The sequence below is a fragment of the Nocardioides imazamoxiresistens genome (genome assembly GCF_032378595.1).
Lineage (GTDB): Bacteria > Actinomycetota > Actinomycetes > Propionibacteriales > Nocardioidaceae > Nocardioides > Nocardioides imazamoxiresistens.
Genome location: NZ_JAVYII010000010.1, coordinates 73599 through 97203 on the forward strand (window position 1 = coordinate 73599; position 23605 = coordinate 97203).

Consider the following 23605-nt stretch of genomic DNA (forward strand, 5'->3'; position numbering starts at 1 on the left):
CGGCCAGAATGTGCGCCATGACGCAGCAGCCGTTCTCCCGTCCCGGTGCGATCGACCTCTCCGCGCTCAAGCGACCGGCCGGTGCGCCGGCAGCCGGCGGCCCGTCCGGCGCGGCGGGGGGCAGCGCCCCGGCGGCGTCCGGAGGCTCGCCCTACGCCACCGTCGTCGACGAGCAGTCCTTCCAGACGCTGCTCGAGGCGTCGCGTCGCGCGCCCGTGCTGCTCGTCTTCTTCTCCCGCACCCGGATGCCCGAGAGCGGCACGCTCGCCGACGACGTCGCGGCGCTCTCCGCGGAGTTCGACGGTCGCTTCGTGGCGGGCCTGGTCGACATCGACGCCACCCCGCAGATCGCGCAGGCCATGCAGATCCCGTCGATCCCGCTCGTCGTCGCGGTGCTCGAGGGCCGGCCGATGCCCCTGTTCCAGGACGTCGTGCCGCTCGAGGAGCTGCGCGCCGCGCTGACCCAGGTCATGCAGCAGCTCGCGGCCCAGGGCGTCACGACGCGCCACCAGCCGCTGTCCGCCGCCCCGGTCGAGGGCGAGGAGGAGGACGCGGACGTGCGCGACCCGCGCTTCGCCGCGGCCGACGACGCCCTGGAGGCGGGCGACATCGAGCGTGCCGTCGCGGAGTACGAGCGGCTCGTCGCGGCCAACCCCGCCGACCACGAGGCGGCGGCGGGCCTCGCCATGGCCCGCGTCCTGCACCGCACGTCCGGCGTCGACCTCAACGCGGCCCGCGCCGCGGCCGCCGCGGCGCCCGACGACGTGGACGCCCAGATCCTCGTCGCCGACCTCGACCTGCTCGGCGGGCACGTCGACGACGCGTTCGCGCGGCTGGTCGACGTCGTGCGGCGCACTACCGGCGACGAGCGCGACCGCGCCCGCGGCCACCTGGTCGAGCTGTTCGGCGCCGTCGGCAACGACGACCCGCGCGTCGCCCGGGGCCGTCAGCTGCTGGCGTCCGCGCTGTTCTGAGGCGCGGCGTCCGGACGCCCGTCCCAGGCCCGCGCCAGCGCGGCCACCACGGCGGCGACGGCCGGTGAGCCGGCCTGGCTGCGGCGGTGGAAGGCCAGCACCGTGCGGGTCGGCACCGGGTCGGTGACCTCGATCGTCGTCAGGCCGGGCTCGAGGGGAGCGCGTCCCAGCCGGGGCACCAGGGCGATGCCCAGCCCGGCCGCGACCATCGCGGTGTGCGAGGCGAACTCGCGCGACTGGTGCACGACGCGCGGCCGGCGGCCGGTGCCGTCGTGCATCCGGTCCAACCACTCGCGGCAGATCGTGCCGGGCGGGGTGGCGACCCACGGCTCGTCCGCCAGGTCGTGGGGCGTGACGCCGTCGCGGCGGGCCAGCGGGTGGTCCTCGCGCAGCACGACCTCCGCGACGTCGTGCCCGACGACGGTCTCGGCCAGGTGGTCCGGCACCGCCAGCGGCACGTCGCCCCAGGCGTGGGCGAGCCCGACGTCGGCCTGCCCGCGGGCGACCAGGTCGACGGTGTCCCACGGCTCCTCCTCGGCCAGGGTCAGGCGCAGCCCCGGGTGCTGGGCCAGCAGGGCGCTCGCGGCGGGCGCTACCAGACCGCGCATGGCGGTCGAGAAGGTCGTCAGCCGCACGTGACCCGCCACCGTCGCCACGCCGGCGTGCAGCGCGGCCTCGATGCGCTCCATCTCCTCCAGCAGGCTGCCGCCGTCGTCGACGAGCTGACGCCCGGCGGCGGTCAGGAGCACGCCGCGACCGACGCGCTCGAGCAGCGGCACCCCGGACTGCCGCTCGAGACGCTTGATCTGCTGCGAGACCGCGCTCGGCGTGTAGCCGAGCACGTCGGCGGCGCCGACGACCGACCCGCGGTGGTCGACGGCGCGGAGGGCGGCGAGCGCGGCGAGGTCGATCATGAAGAAAACGTACATGGAAACCGCCACGACGATTCGCTGGTGCTACCGGGTCGGGGTCGGCCAGCATGGGACGCGTGAGCCGCCGTGACACCCTCCTCGCCCTGCTGGTCGCCCTCCTGTGGGGCCTGAACTTCGTCGTCATCGACGTGGGCATGGTCGGCATCCCGCCGCTGCTGTTCCTGGCGGTGCGCTTCGTCGTCGTGGTCGTGCCGGCCATCCTCTGGGTGCCGCGGCCGGACGCCTCCTGGGGCACGATCGCCCGGGTCGGCGCGCTGATGTCGCTGGGCCAGTTCGGCTTCCTCTACACCTCGATGCACGTCGGGATGCCGCCCGGCCTGGCCGCGCTCGTCCTGCAGGCGCAGGTGCTGCTGACGATCGTGATCGCCGCCGGCGTCCTGCGCGAGATCCCCACGGCGCGCCAGGTGGTCGGGGTGCTGGTCGGCAGCGTCGGCCTCGGCGTGGTGGCGATCGGCCGGGACGCCTCGACGCCGCTGCTGGCGCTCGCGCTGTGCCTGCTGGCGGCGCTGTCCTGGGCGGCCGGCAACGTCGCCGCGCGCGCCTCCGGGGTGCGGGGCGGGCTGTCCCTGACGGTGTGGTCGGCCCTCGTGGTGCCCGTCCCGGCGTTCGGTCTGGCCCTCCTGGTGGACGGTCCGTCGGCGGTGGCCGACGGCATCGCCGCCTTCGGCTGGGAGGCGGCAGCCTCGACGCTCTACACCGCCGTGCTCGCCTCGCTCGTCGGCTACGGCATCTTCAACTCGCTGCTGGGCAGGTACGCCGCCGGCCTGGTCGTGCCGTGGATCCTCGTCGTCCCGGTGGTCGGGATGACCTCGGCGTGGCTGCTGCAGGGCGAGGCGCTGGCGCCGGCCGAGGTGCTCGGGGGAGCGGTGCTGCTCGTCGGCGCGCTCGTGGCGCTGCTGCCGCGCCGTGGGCGGCGACCGCGCGCCGCGGCGGTTCAGCAGGCCCCGACGTCCCCGACGTCCCCGACGTCCCTGCCGGACTCGGTGAACGCCACGCCCTGACCGTCGACGGCGGCCAGCGCGGCGCGCACGCGGCGGGCCGTGAAGTCGGCGCAGCGCTCCTCGACCTGCTCGGGCGTGCAGAACGCGAGGCCCTTGATCTCGCGCTCCTCGCGCACCACGCGGGCGAGCAGGTCGTCGGCCTCGCGCACACCGCCGTCGAAGACCAGGGTCAGCGCGTCGTCCCACCCGCTCCACGGCGGTAGCCAGTCGGTCAGCAGCAGCCGGCCGGCGGGGATCTCGAGGGCGAGCTCCTCCAGCACCTCGCGCGAGGTGGCCAGGCGCGGTGACTCGTTGAGCTCGACCACGCCGCCCGGCAGGTCCCAGTCGCGCTTGTAGGTGAGCTGGCACAGCAGCACCCGACCCGCTGCGTCGCGCACGAGCAGCTGGCCGATGGCGCGCTTGCGCGGCAGGAACGAGTTGAGCAGGGCGCGGAAGCCCTCGGGCTGGTCGGCCGGGACGTCGTCGGCGAGCCGGGCGTACAGGACGTGGTCGGCGGTCTCGCCGGGACGGCCGCCGGTGACGGGCAACCCCCGCAGGACGCCCTCACGTCGCAGGCCCGACCACGTGGCGACCCGCTGCCCGAGCGCGTCGTCGGCCCGCACCCGGGCCTCGACCCGGACGTGGTCGACGAGGGCGGCCTCGACCTGCGGGCGTACGGCGCCGACGGCCGCGGTCCACCCGTCCGCCAGGACGGCCGGGCCCCAGGAGATGCCCGCCACCCCCGGGGCGATGGTGGTCACGGGCACGGCGCTGGGATCGTCGGGCACGGGGGCCACCCTAGGCCGTCCCCTCGGGTCCTAGCCCGCGCGGAACCACACGGCCCCCAGCGGCGGGACGACGATGTCGGCGTGGGCCGGCTGACCCTGGTGCTCGCCCTCGACGGCCTCCACGGATCCCAGGTTGCCGACCCCCGACCCGCCGTAGACCTCGGCGTCGGTGTTGAGCACCTCGTGCCAGGTGCCGGCGGCGGGCAGGCCCAGCCGGTAGCCCTCGTGCGGCACCGCGGCGAAGTTGGCCACGCAGACCAGGTCGGGCGCGCCGGGGGAGCGTCGGACGAACGAGAAGGTGTTGCGCGCCGCGTCGTTGCCGTCGACCCACACGAAGCCCTCGGGGTCGCTGTCGCGCCCGTACAGCGCCGGGGAGCCGGTGTAGACCGTGTTGAGGTCGCGCACGAGCGACTGCACCCCGCGGTGCTCGGGGTGGTCGAGCAACCACCAGTCGAGCTCGCGGGCCTCGGCCCACTCGGACTCCTGGCCGAGCTCGCAGCCCATGAAGAGCAGCTGCTTGCCGGGGTGCGCCCACATGTAGGCCAGGTAGGCGCGCAGGTTCGCGAGCTGCTGCCACCGGTCGCCCGGCATCTTGCGCAGCAGCGATCCCTTGCCGTGCACGACCTCGTCGTGGCTGATCGGGAGCACGTAGTTCTCGGAGTAGGCGTAGACGAGGGAGAAGGTCATCTCCCCGTGGTGGTACGCCCGGTGCACCGGCTCGTGGGCCGCGTAGGACAGCGAGTCGTGCATCCAGCCCATGTTCCACTTGAAGCCGAAGCCGAGGCCGTCCACGTCGGTCGGACGCGTGACGCCGGGCCACGAGGTGGACTCCTCGGCGATCGTGACGGCGCCGGGCACCCGCTTGTAGACGGTCGCGTTGGTCTCCTGGAGGAACTGCACGGCCTCGAGGTTCTCCCGGCCGCCATGCACGTTCGGGGTCCACTCGCCCTCCTCGCGCGAGTAGTCCAGGTAGAGCATCGAGGCCACGCCGTCGACCCGCAGGCCGTCGGCGTGGAACTCCTCGAGCCAGAAGAGGGCGTTGGCGACGAGGAAGTTGCGCACCTCGCGGCGCCCGAAGTTGAAGATGTGGCTGCCCCACTCCTTGTGCCAGCCACGCTGGGGGTTGGGGTCCTCGTAGAGCGGCGTGCCGTCGAAGCGCACCAGCGCCCACTCGTCGGTGGCGAAGTGGCCCGGCACCCAGTCGAGGATGACGCCGATGCCGGCCTGGTGCAGCCGGTCGACGAGGCGGCGGAACCCGTCGGGATCGCCGAAGCGGGCGTCGGTCGCGTAGTAGGAGGTCACGTGGTAGCCCCACGAGCCGCCGAACGGGTGCTGCATGACCGGCATCAGCTCGACGTGGGTGAAGCCGAGGTCGCTCAGGTAGGGCACCAGCTCGTCGGCCAGCTCGTCGTAGGAGCGGCCCCGGCGCCACGAGGCGAGGTGCAGCTCGTAGATCGACATGGCCTCCTCGACGGGCCGGCGCGTGGCGCGCTCCTGCATCCAGGCGTCGTCGGACCAGGTGTGCTCCGAGGCGTGCACGACGGAGGCCGTCAGGGGCGCCACCTCGGTGTGGAAGGCCAGCGGGTCGGCCTTCTCCCGCCAGGTGCCGTCGGCGCCGAGGACGTCGAACTTGTAGCGCGCACCGGTCCCGACCCCGGGCAGGAAGATCTCCCAGACCCCGGAGACGCCGAGCTGGCGCAGGGGCAGCTCGCGGGAGTCCCAGGCCGAGAAGTCGCCCTTGACGCGGACCCCGCGTGCGTGGGGGGCCCACAGCGCGAACGACGTGCCGTGCACCGGTCCGCTCGCGGTCTCGTAGGTGCGCACGTGCGCGCCGAGCACCCGCCACAGCTCCTCGTGGCGGCCCTCGTTGACGAGGTGCAGGTCGGTCTCGCCGAGCGTCGGCAGCCAGCGGTAGGGGTCGTCGACCTCGACGGGCGCGGCCTCGCCGTAGGTCACGCGCAGCCGGTAGTCGGGGACCTCGGTGCCGGGCAGCACACCCGCCCAGACGCCACCGTGCTCGTGGGTCAGCGGTACGCCCGTGCGCTCGCCCGCCGCGTCGGTCGTCACGACCTCGACGGCCGAGGCGAGGTGGCGCAGCGCGCGCACCGTGACGGTGCCGTCCGCACCGACGTGCGCGCCGAGCACGGCGTGCGGGTGCCCGTGCTCGCCGGCGACGAGCTGCTCCAGCTCGCTGGTGGGCACGGCCAGGGGAGCGGTGCTCATGCGGCACCTCCGATCCTCGCGAGCGCCGCCAGCGGGATGTCGACCCACCCCGGGCGGTTCCGCGTCTCGTAGACGGTCTCGTAGACGGCCTTGTCCGCGACGTAGGCGGCCAGGAGCGTCTCCTCGGCGGGCTCGAGGTCGCGGCCCGCGTACGCCCGCAGGAACGCGGCGCGGTTGTGCGCCGCCCACTCCTCGGCCCGGGCGTAGCGCTGGTCCCAGGTCTCCTGGTCCGGCGCCTCGAGCGTGCGGGCGACCACGCGCGGCGCGTAGTCGAAGGAGCGCAGCATGCCGGCGACGTCGCGCCACACGCTGTCGGGCAGCAGCCGGTCGTGCAGCGGCTTGGCCGGCTCGCCCTCGAAGTCGACGATCTTCCACCCGCTGGTGGTGCGCAGCGTCTGACCGAGGTGCAGGTCGCCGTGCACGCGCTGGACCGGCACGTCGCCGAGCGCGGCGACCGCGGCGAAGCGGGTGCGCAGGCCCGGGGCGTACTGCTCGAGGTCGCCGTTGACGGCGATGGCGGCGGCGAGCCGTGCGTCCATGGCGGCCGCGAGGTCCCCGACCTCGGAGCCCGAGCGTGCCTCGACGGGGAAGTGCTCGGCGAGGGTCGCGTGGACCTCGGCGAGCGCCGTGCCGAGCCGGGCGGCCTCGGCCGCGAAGTCGCCGCCGACCTCGTCGGCGTGCAGGTCCTCCTGCGCGAACAGGTTGCGCACCGAGGCCTGGGCGAGGTCCCAGCCGTCGCTGGCGGTGCGCAGGAACTCCTGCAGCATGGCGAGCTGGATGACCGCGTCGGAGGTCTCGTCGAGGACGTCGAGCCAGCCGTACAGCTCGGCGACGTGGTGCGAGCCGGTGCTGGTCAGCACCTCGTGCACCTGCACGTCGGGGTTCACCCCCGGCGTGACCTTGCGGAAGATCTTCATCAGCGCGACGTCGCCGAACATCACCGAGGAGTTGGACTGCTCGCCGCTGAAGAGCGACGCGCGGGCCTCGAGATCGAGCTCGTGGCCCGGCAGCCGGTGGAACGCGAGCGCCGAGCCGGCGTCGACGGCGCCGTCGCCGGCCCGGGAGAACGCCTCGAGCCAGGCGTGCAGCGCGACTCGGTCGTGCGCGGCGTCGTAGACGTGCGCCCACGTGGGCCCCGTGGGCCCCGTGGACCCCGTGCCGATGCCGTCGACGTCCCACCAGCCCACGAACGCGTGGTCGAGGCGCTCCTGGCGGTCGAGGTAGACCGCCAGCGGCACCTGGTACAGCTCCGTGGCGGGCTCCCCGCTCGCGGCGTCGTCGGTGCCGTCCGTATAGGTCACCTCGACGAGCTCGATCGCCACGAACGGGTCGTCGTCGGCGCCGCTGCCGCCGAACGTGCCGGCGCGCCGGGTGCCGGTGACGCTGAACGGACGACCCTTCCCGCCGAACCAGCGCGAGCGTTCGAGCAGGTCCGCGAGCCGCTCGGCGGGGGACGGGTCCTGCGGATGGGCCTGGTGGTCGGTTCCGGTGCCGGTCACGGCGCACCTCCGGTGGTCGGGTCGGTGGTCGTCTCGGTCGCGCTGACGGCGGGGAACGTGCCGGTGGGGCTCGCGGGCGAGGTGTGCTCCGCCTCCGGGGTGGTGATGCGGAACCAGTAGAAGCCGTACGCCCCGATGGTCAGCAGGTAGGGCAGCTCGCCGATCGAGGGGAACGGGACCCCGCCGAGGAGCTCGACGAGCGATCCGCCCTCGAAGCGGCGCAGGTCGAGCTCGACCGGCTGCGGGAAGCGGGAGAGGTTGTTGACGCACAGGATGATGTCGCGCCGCCCGTCGGCCGCCACGTGCTCACGCACGTAGGACAGCACGCTCGGGTTGGAGCCGCCGAGGTCGTGGAACGACCCGAGCCCGAACGCCGGGTGGCCGCGGCGCACCTGGAGCATCCGCCGGGTCCAGTGAAGCAGCGACGAGGGGTTCTCCAGCTGCGCCTCCACGTTGACGCTCTGGTAGCCGTAGACCGGGTCCTGGATGGCCGGCAGGTACAGCTTGCCGGGGGTGGCGACGGAGAAGCCCGCGTTGCGGTCGGGGGTCCACTGCATCGGCGTGCGCACGCCGTCGCGGTCGCCGAGCCAGATGTTGTCGCCCATCCCGATCTCGTCGCCGTAGTAGAGCACCGGCGACCCGGGCAGGGAGAGCAGCAGCGCGTTGAACAGCTCGAGGCGGTTGATGTCGTTGTCAAGCAGCGGCGCCAGCCGCCGCCGGATCCCGATGTTCGCCTTCATCCGCGGGTCCTGCGCGTACTCGTTCCACATGTAGTCGCGGTCCTCGTCCGTGACCATCTCGAGCGTCAGCTCGTCGTGGTTGCGCAGGAAGATGCCCCACTGGCAGTTGTCGGGGATGACCGGCGTCTGCTCCAGGATCTCCGAGATCGGGAAGCGCGACTCGCGCCGCACCGCCATGAAGATGCGCGGCATCACGGGGAAGTGGAACGCCATGTGGCACTCGGTGCCGACGACCTTGCCGCTCGCGTCCTCCTCGGGCCCGAAGTACTCGACCACGTCGGCGGGCCACTGGTTGGCCTCGCAGAGCAGCACGGTGCCGGGGTAGTTGTCGTCGACGAACCGGCGCACCCGCTTGAGCACCTCGTGGGTCTCCGGGAGGTTCTCGCCGTTCGTGCCCTCGCGCTCGAAGAGGTACGGCACCGCGTCGAGCCGGAAGCCGTCCATGCCCATGTCGAGCCAGAACTTCATCGCGTCGATCATCGCGTCGGCGACGGCCGGGTTGTCGAAGTTGAGGTCGGGCTGGTGGGAGAAGAAGCGGTGCCAGAAGTACTGCTGGCGCACCGGGTCCCACGTCCAGTTCGACGGCTCGGTGTCGACGAAGATGATCCGGGCGTCCGAGTAGAGCTCGTCGTTGTCGGACCAGACGTAGAAGTCGCCGTAGGGGCCGTCCGGGTCGGACCGGCTGGCCTGGAACCACGGGTGCTGGTCGCTCGTGTGGTTCATGACGAAGTCGATGATCACGCGGATGCCGCGGCGGTGCGCCTCGCCGAGGAAGTCGCGGAACTCGTCGATCGTCCCGATGTCGGGGTGCACACCGGTGTAGTCGGCGACGTCGTAGCCGCCGTCGCGCAGCGGCGAGGGAAAGAACGGCGGGATCCACAGGCAGTCGACGCCGAGCCACTGCAGGTAGTCGAGCTTCTCCGTCAGACCCTTGAAGTCGCCGGTGCCGTCGCCGTTGGAGTCCTTGAACGAGCGGACCATGACCTCGTAGAACACGGCGGTCTTGAACCACTCCGGCTCGAGGTTGAGCGACTCGTGGTCGGTGGGCGCCGCGGTGGCGGCCCCCGGGGCGGGGAGGGGGTCGGTCGCGGTCATCGCAGGCTCCTCACGGTCAGGACGTGGGCGGGCTCGTGGCCGGGGTCGAGACGGACGTACGCGTGCTCGCGCCAGGTCCAGGTCTCGCCCGTGAACGCGTCGGTCACCTCGAAGGCGTCGGCCCAGTCCAGGCCCAGCGCGGGCATGTCGAGGCGCACGGTCGTCTCGCGGGTGGCGTGCGGGTCGAGGTTGATCACCACGATCACCACGTCGTCGCGCCCGTCCTCGCCGGCCGCCTCGGCACGCTTGCTGTAGGCGAGCACGGACTCGTCGTCGCTGTGGTGAATGGTGACGTTGCGCAGCAGCTGCAGCGCGCGGTGCTCGCGGCGCAGCTCGTTGAGCCGGGTCAGGTACGGCGTGAGGGTGCGACCCTCGGCCTCGGCGCCCGCCCAGTCGCGGATCCGCACCTGGTACTTCTCGGAGTCCAGGTACTCCTCGCTGCCCGGCTTCACCGCGACGTGCTCGAACAGCTCGTACCCGGCGTACACGCCCCAGCTGGGGGAGCTGGTCGCCGCGAGCGCCGCGCGGATCTTGAACGCCGCGGGGCCGCCGTACTGCAGGAAGCCGTGGAGGATGTCGGGGGTGTTGACGAAGAAGTTCGGCCGCATCAGGTGGTCGGTCTCGGAGCTCAGCTCGCGCAGGTACTCCTCGATCTCCCACTTCGCCGTGCGCCACGTGAAGTACGTGTAGCTCTGGTGGAAGCCGACGGCGCCCAGGGCCCGCATCATCGCGGGCTTGGTGAAGGCCTCGGAGAGGAACACGACGTCGGGGTCCGTGCGGCGGACCTCCTTGAGCAGCCACTCCCAGAACGCGACCGGCTTGGTGTGGGGGTTGTCGACGCGGAAGATCCGCACGCCGTGGGCCATCCAGTGCTTGACCACGCGCAGGACCTCGCGGCAGATGCCGGTGGGGTCGTTGTCGAAGTTGACCGGGTAGATGTCCTGGTACTTCTTCGGGGGGTTCTCCGCGTACGCGATGGTGCCGTCGGCACGGGTGGTGAACCACTCGGGGTTGCTCGTGACCCACGGGTGGTCCGGGGCGGCCTGGAGCGCGAGGTCGAGGGCGACCTCGAGGCCCAGCTCGCCGGCGCGTGCGACGAAGGCGTCGAAGTCGGCGAACGTGCCGAGGTCGGGGTGGATCGCGTCGTGACCGCCGTGGCGCGAGCCGATCGCCCAGGGCGAGCCGGGGTCGCGGGGCCCGGGGGTGAGCGTGTTGTTGGGGCCCTTGCGGTTGACCTCGCCGATCGGGTGGATCGGCGGCAGGTAGATGACGTCGAAGCCCGCGGCCGCGACCGCGTCGAGCCGCTCGGCGGCGGTGCGGAACGTGCCGCTGACGACCTCGCCGTCGTCGTCGAGCCGGGCCCCCTCCGAGCGCGGGAAGAACTCGTACCAGCTGCCGAACAGCGCCCGCGGGCGGTCGGCGTAGAAGGGGTAGGGGCCCTCGAGCGTGAGCAGCTCGCGCAGCGGGTGCGCGGCGAGCACCGCGACCAGGTCGGCGTCCTGCAGCGCGGCCAGCCGGGCGGCGGGGGACTCCTCGGTGGCCGTGGCGGCCGCCAGGCCCGTGCGCACGACCGTCTCCTCGGCCGGGGTCAGGTCACCCGCGGCGAGCACGCGCTCGAGCAGGATGCGGCCCTCGGTGAACATCAGGTCCACGTCGACGCCGGCGGGGATCTTCAGCCCGGCCGCGTGCTGCCACGTGCCGATCGGGTCGGACCACGACTGCACGGTGAAGGTCCAGGCGCCCTCCGCGTCGGGGGTCACCCAGGCTGAGTACTCGTTGGGCTCCACGGGGTGCGGCTGCAGCGGCACCGGCGCTCGCTGCCGTCCGGCGGGGTCGGTCAGCACGACCTCGGCGCCGAGCTTGTCGTGTCCCTCGCGGAACACGGTCGCGGAGACGGGGAAGGGCTCGTCGAGCGTCGCCTTGGCCGGTTGGCGGCCGAGGTCGACGACGGGCGCGACGTTCATGACGGGGATGCGTCCGACCATGGGCCCCAACCTAGGGGGACGGGTGAAGCGGAGGCGAGGTCCGCGGCCGGCGGAGCGCTCAGCGGGCCGAACGACGCGCCGTGCGGGCGCTCAGCAGCGCGATGATCCGCGCGATCACCAGCGCGATGTAGAGCATCCCCGCGATCTGCTCGATCATCACGACCGCCCGCGCGTGCTCGAGCACGGGCACGATGTCGGACAGGCCCGTGCTGGTCAGCGTGGTGACCGAGAGGAACAGCAGCTCGACCCAGGTTCGCTGCGCCTCCGGGTCGACCGCGGCGGTGAACGAGCCGGGCCAGACGACCTGGACGGCGGCGTAGACGTACGCGAAGCCCCACGCGACCACGGTGAACGTCGCTCCCGTGGCCCACAGCTCGTCCGTGGTCACGACGTCGTCGTGGAACATGTACCGGATCAGCGCGTAGGCGGTGTAGAAGTAGAACGCCGCGTGCAGGACGCCGGACGCGACCACGACGAGGTCGTCCTCCGGCCGGAACGCCTCGAGGAACGTCAGCACGACGACCGGGACGCCCAGCACGACGGACACCCAGGTCAGGGCCTCCGTGGCCCGCACCGCGAACACCGCGAGCACCAGCACCAGCAGGCCGACGACGCCGAGCGTGGCGCGGCCCGGGTCGGAGTCGCCGAGGAACGGGTAGACGAGGATCGCCCCGAGCTGGGTGACCATGAGGACGGCGCTCGGGTGCGCGGCGAACCAGCCGCCGACCCCGGAACCCGCTTGCTCGCTGCGCTGGACCACGCTCGCATGCTGCCACGGGCCACCTCCGCACGACCCTCGACGAGCCGCGGGCGGCTGCGGCCCTAGGTCGCCCGCACCACCACGACGCTGCGCGAGCGCACCGTGAACCGGTCGCCCGCCTTGACCGGCGTGCCCTCGGGCAGCTCCTCGGCGGTGGACAGCACGACCTCGCCGGTCTGCACCCAGTCGTTCTCGGGCAGCTCGACGGGCACCGCCTCGTGGCCGGCGTTGAACCACAGCACGAAGGAGGCGTCCATCTGCTGCTCGCCGCGCGGCCCGGGGGAGCGCAGCGGCGCGCCCGAGACGAACATGCCGACGGCGCGCAGCTGCGGGTCGTGCCAGTCGGCCGCCCGCATCTCGCGACCGCTCGGGTGCAGCCAGGCGAGATCCTTGGGGCCGCCGCGGATGGTCGGGCGCCCCTCGAACCAGTGGCGCTGGCGCAGGGCCGGGTGCTCGCGCCGCAGGCGCAGGGCGGTCTTGGTCGTCTCGTAGACGTCGAGCCACGCGTCGTCGGGTCGCCAGTCGATCCACGAGGTGGGGTTGTCCTGGCAGTACGCGTTGTTGTTGCCGCCCTGCGTACGCCCCCGCTCGTCGCCGGCGGTGATCATCGGCACGCCGTTGCTCAGGCACAGGGTCGCCATCATGTTCGCGGCCTGGCGGCGGCGTCGCGCCAGGATCCGCTCGTCGTCGGTCTCGCCCTCGACCCCGTGGTTCCACGAGCGGTTGCCGTCGGTGCCGTCGCGGTTGGACTCGCCGTTGGCCTCGTTGTGCTTGCGGTCGTAGGAGACCAGGTCGCGCAGCGTGAAGCCGTCGTGGGCGGTGACGAAGTTGACCGAGTTGTACGCGGAGCGGCCGTCGTCGGCGTACAGGTCGCTGCTGCCGGCCAACCGGGTCGCGACGGTGTGCAGGCCGGGGGACTGGCCGCGCCAGTAGTCGCGGACCGTGTCGCGGTACTGGTCGTTCCACTCCACCCACGGCGGGGGCATCGCGCCGACGAGGTAGCCGTCCATCGAGGCGTCCCAGGGCTCGGCGATCAGCTTCACGTGCCGCAGGACGGGGTCCTGGCCGATCGCGACCAGCAGGTCGCCCTTCATGTCGACGCCGTGGCCGGTGCGCGTGAGCGCCGACATCAGGTCGAAGCGGAAGCCGTCGACGTGCATCTCGGTGACCCAGTAGCGCAGGGAGTCCAGGATCATCCGCAGCGCGAGGGGGTCCTCGCTGTTCACGGTGTTGCCGCAGCCGGTGACGTCCCAGTACGTGTCGTCGAAGCGGCCGTCGACCCCGTCCGGCGAGCCGGACGAGGGCTTCGTCCGGCGGTAGAAGCCGCGGTCGTCGAGCCCGCGGAAGCTGAGCGTCGGACCGAGCGGGCCCGCCTCGGCGGTGTGGTTGTAGACCACGTCGAGGATCACCTCGATGCCCGCGGCGTGCAGGGCCTTGACCATGCGCTTGAACTCCGCGACCTGCCCGCCGCGGTCGCCCGAGGAGCTGTACGCGTTGTGCGGGGCGAAGTAGCCGATCGAGTTGTAGCCCCAGTAGTTGACGGCGTCGCGCTCGGTCAGGCCCGGCTCGGAGAAGAACTGGTGGACGGGCAGCAGCTCGACGGCGGTGACCCCGAGGTCGTTCAGGTAGTCGGTCACGGCGGGCGTCGCGAGCCCGGCGTAGGTGCCGCGCAGGTGCTCGGGCACGCGGTCGTGCAGCGCGGTGAAGCCCTTGACGTGCAGCTCGTAGACGACGGTGTCGCGCCACCGGCGCTTCATCGGCCGCTCGCCCTCCCAGTCGAAGGTCGTGTCCACCACGACGCTGCGCGCCGTGCACGGCGCGGAGTCGTCGTGGTTGCGCCGGGTCGGGTCGTCGAAGCGGTAGCCGAACAGCGGCTGCGCGGGCGTGATGTCCCCGCTGACCGCGTGGCCGTAGGGGTCGAGCAGCAGCTTGGAGGGGTTGAAGCGCAGGCCCTGGGCCGGCTCCCAGGGGCCGTCGACGCGGTAGCCGTAGCGGGTGCCGGGCGCCAGGTCGGGCAGTGCGCCGTGCCAGATGCCCAGCGACCGCTCGGTCAGCGCGTGGCGCGTCTCGACGTCGTCGTCGTCGAACACGCAGACCCAGCACTCGGTGGCGCGAGGGGCGTACACCGCGAAGTTGGTCGACTCCGGCGACCACGTCGCGCCCAGCGGCCAGTTGCGGCCAGGCCAGACGGGGGAGACCTGACCCTCGAAGCTCCACAGACCCGGATGCATGGCCGCCATTGTCCAGCAGGGGCGAGGCGGGGTCGGTGGGTGCCCTGCGCCGCCCGGCCCCGCGGCGCCCGGCCTGGGACGCAGGTCCGCAGCCGTGGGACGCCGTCCCATACCGGCGGTCGGGTGTGACAGACTGCACCCAGTCGTCAGCCCGGGCCCGCCCCGGGCCGGAGGGAACGAGGACGCACGTGGTCGGAGCGAAGAAGCCCGCCGGCGAGGACCCGTCGGCGTCGAAGGCCGGTGACAGCGAGGTGGGCACGCCCGCCCCGGCCGCCGGCAAGGGTCCGCGCAGCACGCCCGACGTGGCCCGGATCCGCACCGCGGTCGCCCAGGTGCTGTGGCTCGCCTGCCTGGTCGCGGCGACCGCGCTCGCGGTGGCGGCGCTGTGCATCGCCGTCGACGCCAACCAGAGCAACGGTCTGGTCACCCTCGTGCTCGACGTCGCCCGCGTGGTCGACCTCAACGTGTTCACGCTGGACGACGGGATCATGGCGTTCACCGGCGACAACGCGGAGACCAAGAACGCGCTCATCAACTACGGCCTCGGGGCCGCCTTCTACCTGGTTCTCGGGAGGGTCCTCGAGCGCCTCGTCCGCCCCTGAGGGCGGGCGGTCGCGGCCCCCGGGCCGCACGCGGTCGACGTGGCGGACGCCACACGGCCGCTTCGTTACCTGCTAGTAGCCTCAGCAACACATCCGAGTCGAGGGAGGGGCCGCGAGGCCGCACACCATGAACATTGTTGTCTGTGTGAAGCACGTCCCGGACGCCACGGCGGACCGGAAGTTCGAGTCCGACAACACCGTCGACCGGGTCGGCGTCGACGGGCTGCTCTCCGAGCTGGACGAGTACGCCGTCGAGCAGGCCCTGCAGCTGCGCGAGAAGCGCGAGGGCGAGGAGATCGAGATCACCGCCCTGACGGTGGGCCCGGAGAAGGCGCTCGACGCGGTGCGCAAGGCGCTGCAGATGGGCGCCGACAAGGGCGCCCACGTCAGCGACGAGGCGATCGCCGGGTCGGACTACCTCGCCACCTCGCTCGTGCTGGCCAAGGCGATCGAGAAGCTGGGCGCGGAGAAGCCGGTCGACATCGTCTTCTTCGGCATGGCCTCGACCGACGCGTCGGGCGGTGTCGTCCCGGCCATGGTCGCCGAGCGTCTCGGCCTGCCGCAGGTCACGCTGGCCTCCGTGGTGGAGACCCAGGGCGACCAGGTCCGCATCAAGCGCGACGGCGACACGGCCACCGAGGTCATCGGCGCCACGCTCCCGATCGTCCTGAGCGTGACCGACCAGTCCGGCGAGGCGCGCTACCCCTCGTTCAAGGGGATCATGGCCGCGAAGAAGAAGCCGGTCGAGACCTACTCGCTCGCCGACCTCGGCGTCGAGGCCTCCGAGGTGGGCGCGGGCGCCGCGTACACCGAGGTCGCCGACACGACCGCGCGTCCGCCGCGCACGGCCGGCGAGATCGTCACCGACGAGGACGGGTCGGGCGCCGAGGCGCTCGCCGGGTTCCTCGCGTCGAAGAAGTTCATCTGAGAAGGGTTGGGGACGAGTCATGTCTGAGGTTCTGGTCCTCGTCGACCACGTCGACGGTGCGGTCCGCAAGCCGACCTTCGAGCTCCTCGCGATCGCGAAGAAGCTCGGGACGCCGTCGGCGGTGTTCATCGGCGACGCCGGCTCGGCGTCGGGTGCGGTGGAGTCGCTGAAGAAGTACGGCGCGGAGAAGGTCTACACGGTCGACGACTCCGAGGTGAAGGGCTACCTCGTGGCGCCGAAGGCCGAGGTGCTGGCCCAGCTGGTGGAGAAGACCTCCCCGGCCGCGGTCCTCCTGGTCTCGGGCGGCGAGGGCAAGGAGATCGGTGCCCGCCTGGCGGTCAAGACCGGCTCCGGCCTGATCACCGACGCGGTCGACGTCGCCGAGGACGGCACGGCCACGCAGTCGGTGTTCGCCGGCAACTACACGCTGACCGGCAAGGTCACGAAGGGCACGCCGATCATCGCGGTGAAGCCGAACTCGGCGTCGCCCGAGGAGGGTGAGGGTGCCGGCACGGTCGAGGAGCTCGCGGTGAGCGTCTCCGACGGCGCGAAGGGCGCCCAGATCGTCGCCGCGCAGCCGCGTCAGTCGACGGGGCGCCCCGACCTGACCGAGGCCGCGATCGTGGTCTCCGGCGGTCGTGGCACCGGCGGTGACTTCGCGCCGGTCGAGAAGCTGGCCGACGCGCTCGGCGCCGCGGTCGGCGCGTCGCGCGCGGCCGTCGACTCCGGCTGGGTGCCGCACACGTTCCAGGTCGGCCAGACCGGCAAGACGGTCTCGCCGCAGCTGTACGTGGCCAACGGCATCTCCGGCGCGATCCAGCACCGGGCCGGCATGCAGACGTCGAAGACGATCGTCGCCGTGAACAAGGACGAGGAGGCGCCGATCTTCGAGCTCGTCGACTTCGGCGTCGTCGGCGACCTGCACAGCGTGCTGCCCGCGCTCGCCGACGCCGTGGAGGCCCGCAAGGGCTGACGCGCCACCCGCGCCGCACGACACGAGGGCGCCGTCCGGAACCGACCCGTCGGTCGGTCCGGGCGGCGCCCTCGTGCTGCGTGCGGCCCCGGCGCGCGGCTCGGGCAGGATGGGGCGCATGGTGCTGGACCGCGGACCGGGCGGGCTCGAGCCGCTCGCGGGCGGCTGGTCGGGGGAGACCTTCGTGGCCGAGGTGGCGGGGGAGCGCACGGTCGTGCGCATCTTCGCCGACCCGCGCCACGGCCCGCACGCCGCCGAGGTGCAGGCGTCGCTGCTGCGGCTCGTGCGCGGGCTCCTGCCCGTGCCCGAGGTGCTGGAGGTCCGGCCGGCCGACGCGTACGCCGGCACCCCCGGTGTCCTGGTCACCTCGTTCCTGCCCGGCGTGCGCGGCGACCTGCACGTGGCGCGACCGGACGCGGACCTCGGCGCGGCGGGTCGGGCGGCCGGCGCCGTGGCGGCCCGGCTGGCCGCGATGCCGCTGCTGCACCGCGGCCTCTTCGTCGGTGCGGACCTGCGCGTCGAGCCGTTCGGGGTCGGCACCGGCGCCGGCGGCACCGCGGACTGGGTGGAGGCGCACCGGGAGTCCCTCGTGGCGCGCGGCTGGGGCGAGGACCTCCTCGCCGGTCTCGACGAGGTCGCCGCGGCCGCCGACCTCCTGCTCGGCGCGGTGGCGCGCGCCAGCCTCGTGCACAGCGACCTGAACCCGAAGAACCTGCTCCTGGACCCCACGACCGGTGCGGTCACCGGTGTCGTGGACTGGGAGTTCGCGCACGCCGGTCACCCGTACACGGACCTGGGCAACCTGCTGCGCAGCGACCGCGACCCGCGCTGGGTCGAGGGCGTGCTGGACGCCTGGTCGCAGCAGCACGGGACGGCGGACGGTGCGCCGCTCGAGCTCGCCCGGCACGCCGACCTGGTGGCCCTCGTCGACCTCGCGGCGGGACCGGGTCGCAGCCCGGTGGCGGAGGCCGCCCGGCGTCAGCTGCGCGCCGTCGCCGCGGGCCGCGACGTGCACGCGGTCTGAGCGCCGGGCGTACCCCTGCTCAGGACTCGGCGGCCTCGTAGACCAGGGTCTCGCCCTCGCGGCGGTACTCCACCACGACGCCGGGCACCGGGATCTGCTGGTCGCGCCAGGTGAGGTCGGAGCCGAGCGCGCCGTCGAACTCCTCCTCGGCGACGGCAACGAGGGCGTCCTTGACGGACTCGCGGTCGGCCGACTGCGCGTGCTTGAAGGCGCGGGCGAGGGTCCAGGCGGTGTCGTACGCCTCCGCGGCGTAGCTGAGCGGGTTCTCGCCGAACTCCTCGCGGTAGGCCTCGACGAACTCCTGGGTGGAGGGCGCGGTCATGTCGTGGTGGAAGTTGATCGGCCAGACCATGCCCTCGCCGTCGTCGCCGGCCGGGTCGAGGCTGCCGCCGGACGCGCCGGGGTTGCCGAGCACCGGTCCGTCGTAGCCGGCCTGGCGCAGCTGGCCCATCGCGGTGGGGTTGGCGGCGCCGACCAGGAGGACGGCGACCAGGTCGGGCTCGGAGCCGAGCACCTGGTTGATCGGTGCGGAGAAGTCCTGGGTCGTCGCCTGCGTGCCGACCGTCGTGGTGATCTCGATGCCGAGCTCCTCGGCCATCTCCGGCAGCGTGTTGGTGCCGATGTCCTGCAGGGTCGGCGTGGCCTCGGTGTAGAGGATCCCGATGGACTCGGCGCCGCTCTCCTCGATGTACTGGCGCAGCGCGGGGTAGTACTCGCGCATCAGCGGCGTCGCGCGCCACGTGTAGTCGCCCGCGATCACGCCGTGGCTGCCGGCCTGCGTGTACAGGACGGGCAGCCCCGCGCGCTCGGCGAGCGGGGACATGGTCAGCGCCTCGTTGCTGGAGACCGAGCCGAACACGGCCGACACGTCCCCGCCCGCGGTGACGCGGTTGATCTCCAAGGCCGCGGTCTGCGGCTCGGACTTCGTGTCGACGAGGTCGAGCTCGATGGTGGAGCCCTCGAGGAAGTCCTCGTCGTTGATCTGGTCGACCGCGAGCTGGTAGCCCTTGTTGGCGGAGTCGCCGACGAACGCCACCACCCCGGTCGTCGGGTTGATCGAGACCACGCGGATCGTGTCGGGCAGCGAGTCGGTGGGGGCGGGGCCACCCTCGTACACGCTGCCGCACGCGCTCGCGGTGAGCAGGGTCGCAGCCAGCAGGGCGGTGTGCTTCTTCTTCATCATCAGGACGTCCGTTTCCGAGTGGCGGGTGTCGGGATGGTGCGGTGGGTCGTCGGACCGGGCTCAGACCACCGAGTGCGGGGTCTGGCGCCAGGGCGCGAGCACGGCGTCGGCCTCGGAGTACTCCTCCGGCAGGTCGTCGGTCATGGCCAGGGCCGAGCCCATCCGGCCGTAGCCGACGAACGTGGCGACCTGGAAGCAGAGGTCCATCAGCTGCTGCTCGGCGAGCTCCGCGAAGGTGGCGTCGGTGACGGCCAGGTGGTCGGTGGCCATGAGGTCCGCGTAGGCGAGGGCGGCCTTCTCGGCCGGGGTCAGGTCGGGTGCCTCGGCCGGCTTCTCGAGCGAGCACACGAGGTCCTCGGTGATGCCGTCCTCGATCCCGTCGGCGTAGCGGATCGCCATGCAGCTGCGGCACTGGTTGTGGAACGACACGCGCAGGCGGACCAGCTCGACGAGCCGCCGGGGGAGCACGCTGTTCTCGCGCAGGGCCTTCATGAACGCCAGGTACGGCCCGGCGATCGCGGGCGCCTGCGCGTAGACCTGCTGACGCAGGGGCGCCTCGGCGCCGAAGAGCGGCGTGAACTGGCTCGGAGCTGCGGGAGGGATTCGCGACATCGTGATTCCTGATCATAGTAGGCAGGGTTGGGGGTCGCAATATTCACGCTCGGTCGGCGGTGCGCAAGGGGTTGGGGCGGTGCTGGTGGGGCGGTGCGTCGCAGCCGCTGGATTACCCGGTTCACCGGGTAACGCTCGACTTGGGCCCTGTTCGAACGGGGCCGAGGTCGAGCGTTCCGGCACAGAGTGCGGGGCTCGACGGCACGCGGTTCGGTCCCTCCACAGCGTGGGTCGGCGTGGGGCGGAACTGTCGGTGGCTCCTGGTTGAGTGGGTTCCATGGCAGGGGGAACGGGGACCTTCTCGCCGGGATCGGGGCATCCGGTCTTGGCGGCGGTCGGGCGCGCCGACGAGCACGTCGGGGACGCGCTCGAGCTGGGTCTGCTGACGCTCGGCGAGGTGGATGCGCGGTCGGCGTTGGTCGCGACGCGACGGCTGATCAACCGCGCGTCGGGACTGATGGCCAAGCTCGCGGCCCGCGCGGACGAGCTGCAGGTCGGCCGCGTGGACGGTTCGCCGTCGACGGCGGTGTGGTTTGCGAACGCGACCGGGGTGACGCGGGGTGAGGCGTACCGGGTGCTGCGGGTGGGCGGCGCGCTTGAGCGGTACATACGTGTGGCCGCGGCCGCCGCAGCCGGCGCCGTGTCGCTCGACCAGGCCGATGTGATTGTTCGGGCCCTCAACGCGCTGCCCGATGACATCGACGTCGAGACCGTGGGCCGCGCCGAGGCGCTGCTGGTCCAGCACGCCGCTCGCTTCGACGCCCTCGCGCTGCGCAAGTTCGGCAAGCGGATCCTCGACGTGGTCGCGCCCGAGGTGGGTGAGGCGCACGAGACGCGGTTGCTGGCGGCGGAGGAGCGTTCGGCGATGGCGACGGCGTCGTTGACGTTGCGCGATCTCGGCGACGGCAGGACGTCGATCCGCGGCGTGCTGCCGACCCTGCACGCCGAGATGCTCGGCAAGGCCTTCGACGCCTACGCCGCACCGGGCCACAAGAAGGCCAACCCCGACGAAGCGGACCGGTTCGTGACCGGGGTGCCCTCACCGCTGCGGCGCGGTGAGGCGTTCGTCGAACTCATCGAGAGCCTCGACGCCCGCGACCTGCCCGAGGTGGGCGGCACGAACGCCACCGTCGTCATCAATCTCGACCTGGACGCCCTATTGCGCGACCTCGGCGTCGCCACGCTCGACACCGGCGGACGGATCAGCGCCGCCGAGGCCCGCCGGCTCGCCTGCTCGGCGAGTCTCGTGCCGGCCGTCCTCGGCGGCGGCAGCGAAGTGCTCGACCTCGGCCGGGCGCAGCGGCGCCACTCCAAACCGCAGCGGCTGGCGATCGCACTGCGCGACAAGACCTGTGTCACCGACGGCTGCGACCGCCCGGCCCACCAGTGCCAGGTCCACCACTGGACCCTCTGGTCGGCCGGAGGCACCACCAACACCACCGACGCCGCGCTGCTGTGCGGGCACCACCACCGCAAGGTGCACGACCCCCGCTACGAGACCCGCCGCACCCGACATCCCCTCGGCCACACCAGCGTCCGGTTCGTCAGACGGCCCTAGACGCACCGGAACATCACGAGCGGCCCGGGCGTCCGCCGGTCGGGCGGGGGCGTACCGGAGCGGCGGGGTGCGCCGTACCCTTCCGGGCATGAGCACCGAGGAGGTCCACGCGGCGGCACGGCGCGCGAAGGAGGCGGGGTACGAGCTGGCGACCGCCACCCGCGCCACCAAGGACGCCGCGCTCGAGGCGATGGCCGTGGCGCTCGCGACCCACGAGGAGGCCGTGCTCGCGGCGAACGCGGCCGACGTCGCGCGGGCCGAGGGCTCCGGCACGCCCGCCAACATCGTGGACCGGCTGCGCCTCACGCCCGAGCGGCTCGCCCAGATGGCGGAGGGGCTGCGTGAGGTCGCGGCCCTGCCCGACCCGGTGGGGGAGGTCGTGCGGGGCGGCACGCTGGCGAACGGCCTCGAGCTGCGCCAGGTCCGCGTCCCCTTCGGCGTGGTCGGGATGATCTACGAGGCGCGTCCCAACGTCACGGCCGACGCCGCCGGGATCTGCCTCAAGTCGGGGAACAGCGTGCTCCTGCGCGGCAGCTCGAGCGCGCGGGAGTCCAACACCGCGATCGTCGCCGCCCTGCGCGAGGCGGTCGTCGAGGCCGGCCTGCCCGCCGACGTCGTCCAGCTCGTGCCCGGCGACACCCACGAGAGCGTCAAGGCGCTGATGCGCGCCCGCGGCCTCGTCGACGTCCTCATCCCGCGCGGCGGCGCCGGACTGATCAGCAGCGTCGTCGAGGAGTCCACCGTCCCGGTCATCGAGACCGGGGTGGGCAACTGCCACGTCTACGTCGACGCCTCCGCCGACCTCGACAAGGCGCTGGCGATCGTGGTGAACGCCAAGACGCACCGCACGTCGGTCTGCAACGCTGCGGAGTCGCTGCTGGTGCACGCCGACGTCGCCGACGACTTCCTCCCGCAGGTCATCGACGCGCTCGCCGAGCGCGACGTGACCATCCACGGCGACGCCCGCTTCGGCGAGTACGACGGGGTGGTCGCGGTGACCGACGAGGACTACGCGACCGAGTACCTCTCGCTCGACATCGCGGCCGCCGTCGTGGACGACCTCGAGGCCGCCATCAACCACATCCGGACGTTCTCGAGCGGCCACAGCGACGCCATCGTCACCGAGTCGCAGTCCGCAGCCCGCCGCTTCGTCGCGGCCGTCGACTCGGCCGCCGTGCTGGTCAACGCCTCGACCCGGTTCACCGACGGCGGCGAGTTCGGGTTCGGCGCCGAGATCGGGATCAGCACCCAGAAGCTGCACGCCCGCGGCCCCATGGGCCTGCCCGAGATGACCTCGACGAAGTACGTCGTCACGGGCGACGGCCACGTGCGCTGACGCGGTCGTGGCGCTGCGTCGCCACGGGGCCGGATCGCGATAGGTTCGCGCCCATGGCAGGCCGTCCCGACCGCATCCACGCGGACCCCGCTTCCGAGCGGTTGATGACCAGCGCGACGGTCGTGACGTTCGTCCGCACCCTCGCGACCCTCGCCCTGTGCTCCTGGGGCATCGTCGAGCGGGACCTGACGCTGCTCGTGGTCGGGCTGGTCGTCTACTGGGTCGGCGACTCCCTCGACGGGGAGGTCGCGCGGTGGCGCGACTGCGAGACCCGGATCGGTGCCGTCGTCGACATGATGTGCGACCGCCTCAGCTGCGCCCTGTTCTACATCGGCCTCGTGGTCCTCAAGCCCGAGATGCTGGTGCCGGTCGGCATCTACCTGTTCGAGTTCATGGTCGTCGACATGTTCCTGTCGCTGGCCTTCCTGGCGTGGTCGATCCGCAGCCCCAACTACTTCTACGTCGTCGACCGGCGCATCTACCTGTGGAACTGGTCGCGGCTCGGCAAGGCGGCCAACTCCGGGCTCTTCGCCGTGCTGCTGCTGGTGACGGGCTGGTGGCAGGTCGGCATCGTCATCGCCACCGGACTCCTCGTGCTCAAGTGCGTCTCACTCAAGTGGCTGCTCGACCTCGGGCTGCCCGTGCCCGCGCGCCCGGTCCGCGAGGAGGCGCACGGGGGCCAGGCACAGGGGAGCCCGGCGCCGTGATCCTCATCCTGACGACGTTCGCCGTGAGCGTGGGATCCGCGCTGATCCCGCTGATCAACATCGAGGCGTACCTCGTCGGGATCGGCGCGCTCAGCGCGGGCGGCGTCGTCGGACTCGCGATCGCGGCCGGCGTCGGGCAGTCGCTCGGCAAGATCGTCTGGTACGAGGTCGCGCGCCGCGGCGTCGACAGCGCGTGGGCGCAGCGGAAGCTGTCCTCGCCGAAGGTGCGGCCCGTCTACGACCGCTGGGTCGCCCGGATGGAGGGCCGTCCCTGGTTCGGGGGCGCGGTGATGTTCGCGGCCGCGTTCGTCGGCGTGCCGCCGCTGCTCGTGATGGCCGCGGTCGGCGGTGCGCTGCGCATGCCCCTGGTGGTGTTCGTGCCGACCATCGTGGTCGGCCGGACGCTGCGGTTCTGGCTGATCCTGGTCGGCGTGCACGTCGCGATCGGCTGAGCCGTCGCCGCACCTCGCCACCC

The 23605-nt window shown here is 72.7% G+C and carries 19 protein-coding genes and 1 pseudogene; 10 read left to right on the forward strand and 10 right to left on the reverse strand.

Translation table 11 applies throughout. The features are described from left to right. The first annotated feature begins 17 nt into the window (after window positions 1-17). Window positions 18-974 (forward strand): co-chaperone YbbN, encoded by a 957-nt coding sequence (locus RDV89_RS18820; RefSeq protein ID WP_315735611.1) that lies wholly within the window; start codon window positions 18-20, stop codon window positions 972-974. Here the strand turns inward: RDV89_RS18820 and RDV89_RS18825 are convergent. Continuing rightward, on the reverse strand, window positions 947-1888 hold the full coding sequence (locus tag RDV89_RS18825) for a LysR family transcriptional regulator (RefSeq protein ID WP_315735613.1): 942 nt from the start codon (window positions 1886-1888) through the stop codon (window positions 947-949). The two genes, RDV89_RS18820 and RDV89_RS18825, sit on opposite strands and share 28 nt — an antisense overlap. 74 nt (window positions 1889-1962) lie before the next feature. Between RDV89_RS18825 and RDV89_RS18830 the strand changes: the two genes are divergently transcribed. Continuing rightward, entirely contained in the window at window positions 1963-2907 is a 945-nt protein-coding gene (locus RDV89_RS18830) for an EamA family transporter (protein WP_315735615.1), read from the forward strand. Here RDV89_RS18830 and RDV89_RS18835 read toward each other — a convergent pair. The 7 genes and pseudogenes from RDV89_RS18835 to glgX all read right to left on the reverse strand — a co-directional run bounded on the left by RDV89_RS18835 (window position 2841) and on the right by glgX (window position 14207). Continuing rightward, window positions 2841-3674, reverse strand: coding sequence for an NUDIX hydrolase (locus RDV89_RS18835; RefSeq protein WP_315735617.1), 834 nt, complete (start codon window positions 3672-3674; stop codon window positions 2841-2843). The two genes, RDV89_RS18830 and RDV89_RS18835, sit on opposite strands and share 67 nt — an antisense overlap. A gap of 30 nt (window positions 3675-3704) precedes the next feature. Next, entirely contained in the window at window positions 3705-5897 is a 2193-nt protein-coding gene (gene glgB / locus RDV89_RS18840) for a 1,4-alpha-glucan branching protein GlgB (RefSeq protein ID WP_315735620.1), read from the reverse strand. Beyond that, window positions 5894-7396, reverse strand: coding sequence for a maltokinase N-terminal cap-like domain-containing protein (locus RDV89_RS18845; protein ID WP_315735622.1), 1503 nt, complete (start codon window positions 7394-7396; stop codon window positions 5894-5896). The genes glgB and RDV89_RS18845 overlap by 4 nt, the downstream gene beginning before the upstream one ends. 92 nt (window positions 7397-7488) lie before the next feature. Beyond that, window positions 7489-9231: pseudogene (treS, locus tag RDV89_RS18850) on the reverse strand (maltose alpha-D-glucosyltransferase); the annotation flags it as partial. Further along, window positions 9228-11216 (reverse strand): alpha-1,4-glucan--maltose-1-phosphate maltosyltransferase, encoded by a 1989-nt coding sequence (locus RDV89_RS18855; RefSeq protein ID WP_315735625.1) that lies wholly within the window; start codon window positions 11214-11216, stop codon window positions 9228-9230. The pseudogene treS and the gene RDV89_RS18855, both read right to left, overlap by 4 nt. A 58-nt stretch (window positions 11217-11274) precedes the next feature. Beyond that, window positions 11275-11976 carry an ion channel gene (locus RDV89_RS18860; RefSeq protein WP_315735627.1) on the reverse strand — a complete coding sequence of 234 codons (702 nt, stop codon included), beginning with the start codon at window positions 11974-11976 and terminating at the stop codon, window positions 11275-11277. A 62-nt stretch (window positions 11977-12038) separates the two neighbouring features. Then, on the reverse strand, window positions 12039-14207 hold the full coding sequence (gene glgX / locus RDV89_RS18865; protein ID WP_315735629.1) for a glycogen debranching protein GlgX: 2169 nt from the start codon (window positions 14205-14207) through the stop codon (window positions 12039-12041). Between the two features lie 188 nt (window positions 14208-14395). Between glgX and RDV89_RS18870 the strand changes: the two genes are divergently transcribed. From RDV89_RS18870 to RDV89_RS18885, 4 genes are all read left to right on the forward strand, one after another. Beyond that, window positions 14396-14809 (forward strand): hypothetical protein, encoded by a 414-nt coding sequence (locus RDV89_RS18870; protein WP_315735631.1) that lies wholly within the window; start codon window positions 14396-14398, stop codon window positions 14807-14809. A 145-nt stretch (window positions 14810-14954) separates the two neighbouring features. After that, window positions 14955-15737: an electron transfer flavoprotein subunit beta/FixA family protein gene (locus tag RDV89_RS18875; protein ID WP_438823300.1), complete on the forward strand. Its 783-nt coding sequence runs from the start codon at window positions 14955-14957 to the stop codon at window positions 15735-15737. A 19-nt stretch (window positions 15738-15756) separates the two neighbouring features. Then, on the forward strand, window positions 15757-16710 hold the full coding sequence (locus tag RDV89_RS18880) for an electron transfer flavoprotein subunit alpha/FixB family protein (protein WP_315735635.1): 954 nt from the start codon (window positions 15757-15759) through the stop codon (window positions 16708-16710). Between the two features lie 118 nt (window positions 16711-16828). Next, window positions 16829-17734 carry a phosphotransferase family protein gene (locus tag RDV89_RS18885; RefSeq protein WP_315735637.1) on the forward strand — a complete coding sequence of 302 codons (906 nt, stop codon included), beginning with the start codon at window positions 16829-16831 and terminating at the stop codon, window positions 17732-17734. 19 nt (window positions 17735-17753) lie between these two features. On the opposite strand, the gene RDV89_RS18890 is transcribed toward RDV89_RS18885, so the two are convergent. Next, window positions 17754-18917, reverse strand: coding sequence for an ABC transporter substrate-binding protein (locus RDV89_RS18890; protein ID WP_315735639.1), 1164 nt, complete (start codon window positions 18915-18917; stop codon window positions 17754-17756). Between the two features lie 60 nt (window positions 18918-18977). Then, window positions 18978-19529, reverse strand: coding sequence for a carboxymuconolactone decarboxylase family protein (locus RDV89_RS18895; protein ID WP_315735641.1), 552 nt, complete (start codon window positions 19527-19529; stop codon window positions 18978-18980). Between the two features lie 277 nt (window positions 19530-19806). Here RDV89_RS18895 and RDV89_RS18900 point away from each other — a divergent pair, with 277 nt between their 5' ends. The 4 genes from RDV89_RS18900 (at window position 19807) to RDV89_RS18915 (ending at window position 23582) form a co-directional block, all read left to right on the forward strand. Continuing rightward, window positions 19807-21087 (forward strand): HNH endonuclease signature motif containing protein, encoded by a 1281-nt coding sequence (locus RDV89_RS18900; protein WP_315735643.1) that lies wholly within the window; start codon window positions 19807-19809, stop codon window positions 21085-21087. An 88-nt stretch (window positions 21088-21175) separates the two neighbouring features. Beyond that, entirely contained in the window at window positions 21176-22423 is a 1248-nt protein-coding gene (locus tag RDV89_RS18905) for a glutamate-5-semialdehyde dehydrogenase (protein ID WP_315735645.1), read from the forward strand. A 53-nt stretch (window positions 22424-22476) separates the two neighbouring features. Continuing rightward, window positions 22477-23130 (forward strand): CDP-alcohol phosphatidyltransferase family protein, encoded by a 654-nt coding sequence (locus RDV89_RS18910; protein WP_315735646.1) that lies wholly within the window; start codon window positions 22477-22479, stop codon window positions 23128-23130. A gap of 23 nt (window positions 23131-23153) precedes the next feature. After that, the gene (locus tag RDV89_RS18915; RefSeq protein ID WP_315735648.1) at window positions 23154-23582 is read left to right on the forward strand and encodes a hypothetical protein; all 429 of its coding nucleotides are present in this window, start codon (window positions 23154-23156) and stop codon (window positions 23580-23582) included. Window positions 23583-23605 lie beyond the last annotated feature (23 nt).

Bases quoted from the DNA above. Each gene is read 5' to 3' on its own strand.
- RDV89_RS18910 (WP_315735646.1), top strand. From the start codon at position 22,477: ATGGCAGGCCGTCCCGACCGCATCCACGCGGACCCCGCTTCCGAGCGG.
- RDV89_RS18855 (WP_315735625.1), bottom strand. From the start codon at position 11,216: ATGGTCGGACGCATCCCCGTCATGAACGTCGCGCCCGTCGTCGACCTC.
- RDV89_RS18895 (WP_315735641.1), bottom strand. From the start codon at position 19,529: ATGTCGCGAATCCCTCCCGCAGCTCCGAGCCAGTTCACGCCGCTCTTC.
- RDV89_RS18890 (WP_315735639.1), bottom strand. From the start codon at position 18,917: ATGATGAAGAAGAAGCACACCGCCCTGCTGGCTGCGACCCTGCTCACC.
- RDV89_RS18825 (WP_315735613.1), bottom strand. From the start codon at position 1,888: ATGATCGACCTCGCCGCGCTCGCCGCCCTCCGCGCCGTCGACCACCGC.
- RDV89_RS18885 (WP_315735637.1), top strand. From the start codon at position 16,829: ATGGTGCTGGACCGCGGACCGGGCGGGCTCGAGCCGCTCGCGGGCGGC.
- glgB (WP_315735620.1), bottom strand. From the start codon at position 5,897: ATGAGCACCGCTCCCCTGGCCGTGCCCACCAGCGAGCTGGAGCAGCTC.
- RDV89_RS18880 (WP_315735635.1), top strand. From the start codon at position 15,757: ATGTCTGAGGTTCTGGTCCTCGTCGACCACGTCGACGGTGCGGTCCGC.
- RDV89_RS18905 (WP_315735645.1), top strand. From the start codon at position 21,176: ATGAGCACCGAGGAGGTCCACGCGGCGGCACGGCGCGCGAAGGAGGCG.
- RDV89_RS18820 (WP_315735611.1), top strand. From the start codon at position 18: ATGACGCAGCAGCCGTTCTCCCGTCCCGGTGCGATCGACCTCTCCGCG.
- glgX (WP_315735629.1), bottom strand. From the start codon at position 14,207: ATGCATCCGGGTCTGTGGAGCTTCGAGGGTCAGGTCTCCCCCGTCTGG.
- RDV89_RS18900 (WP_315735643.1), top strand. From the start codon at position 19,807: ATGGCAGGGGGAACGGGGACCTTCTCGCCGGGATCGGGGCATCCGGTC.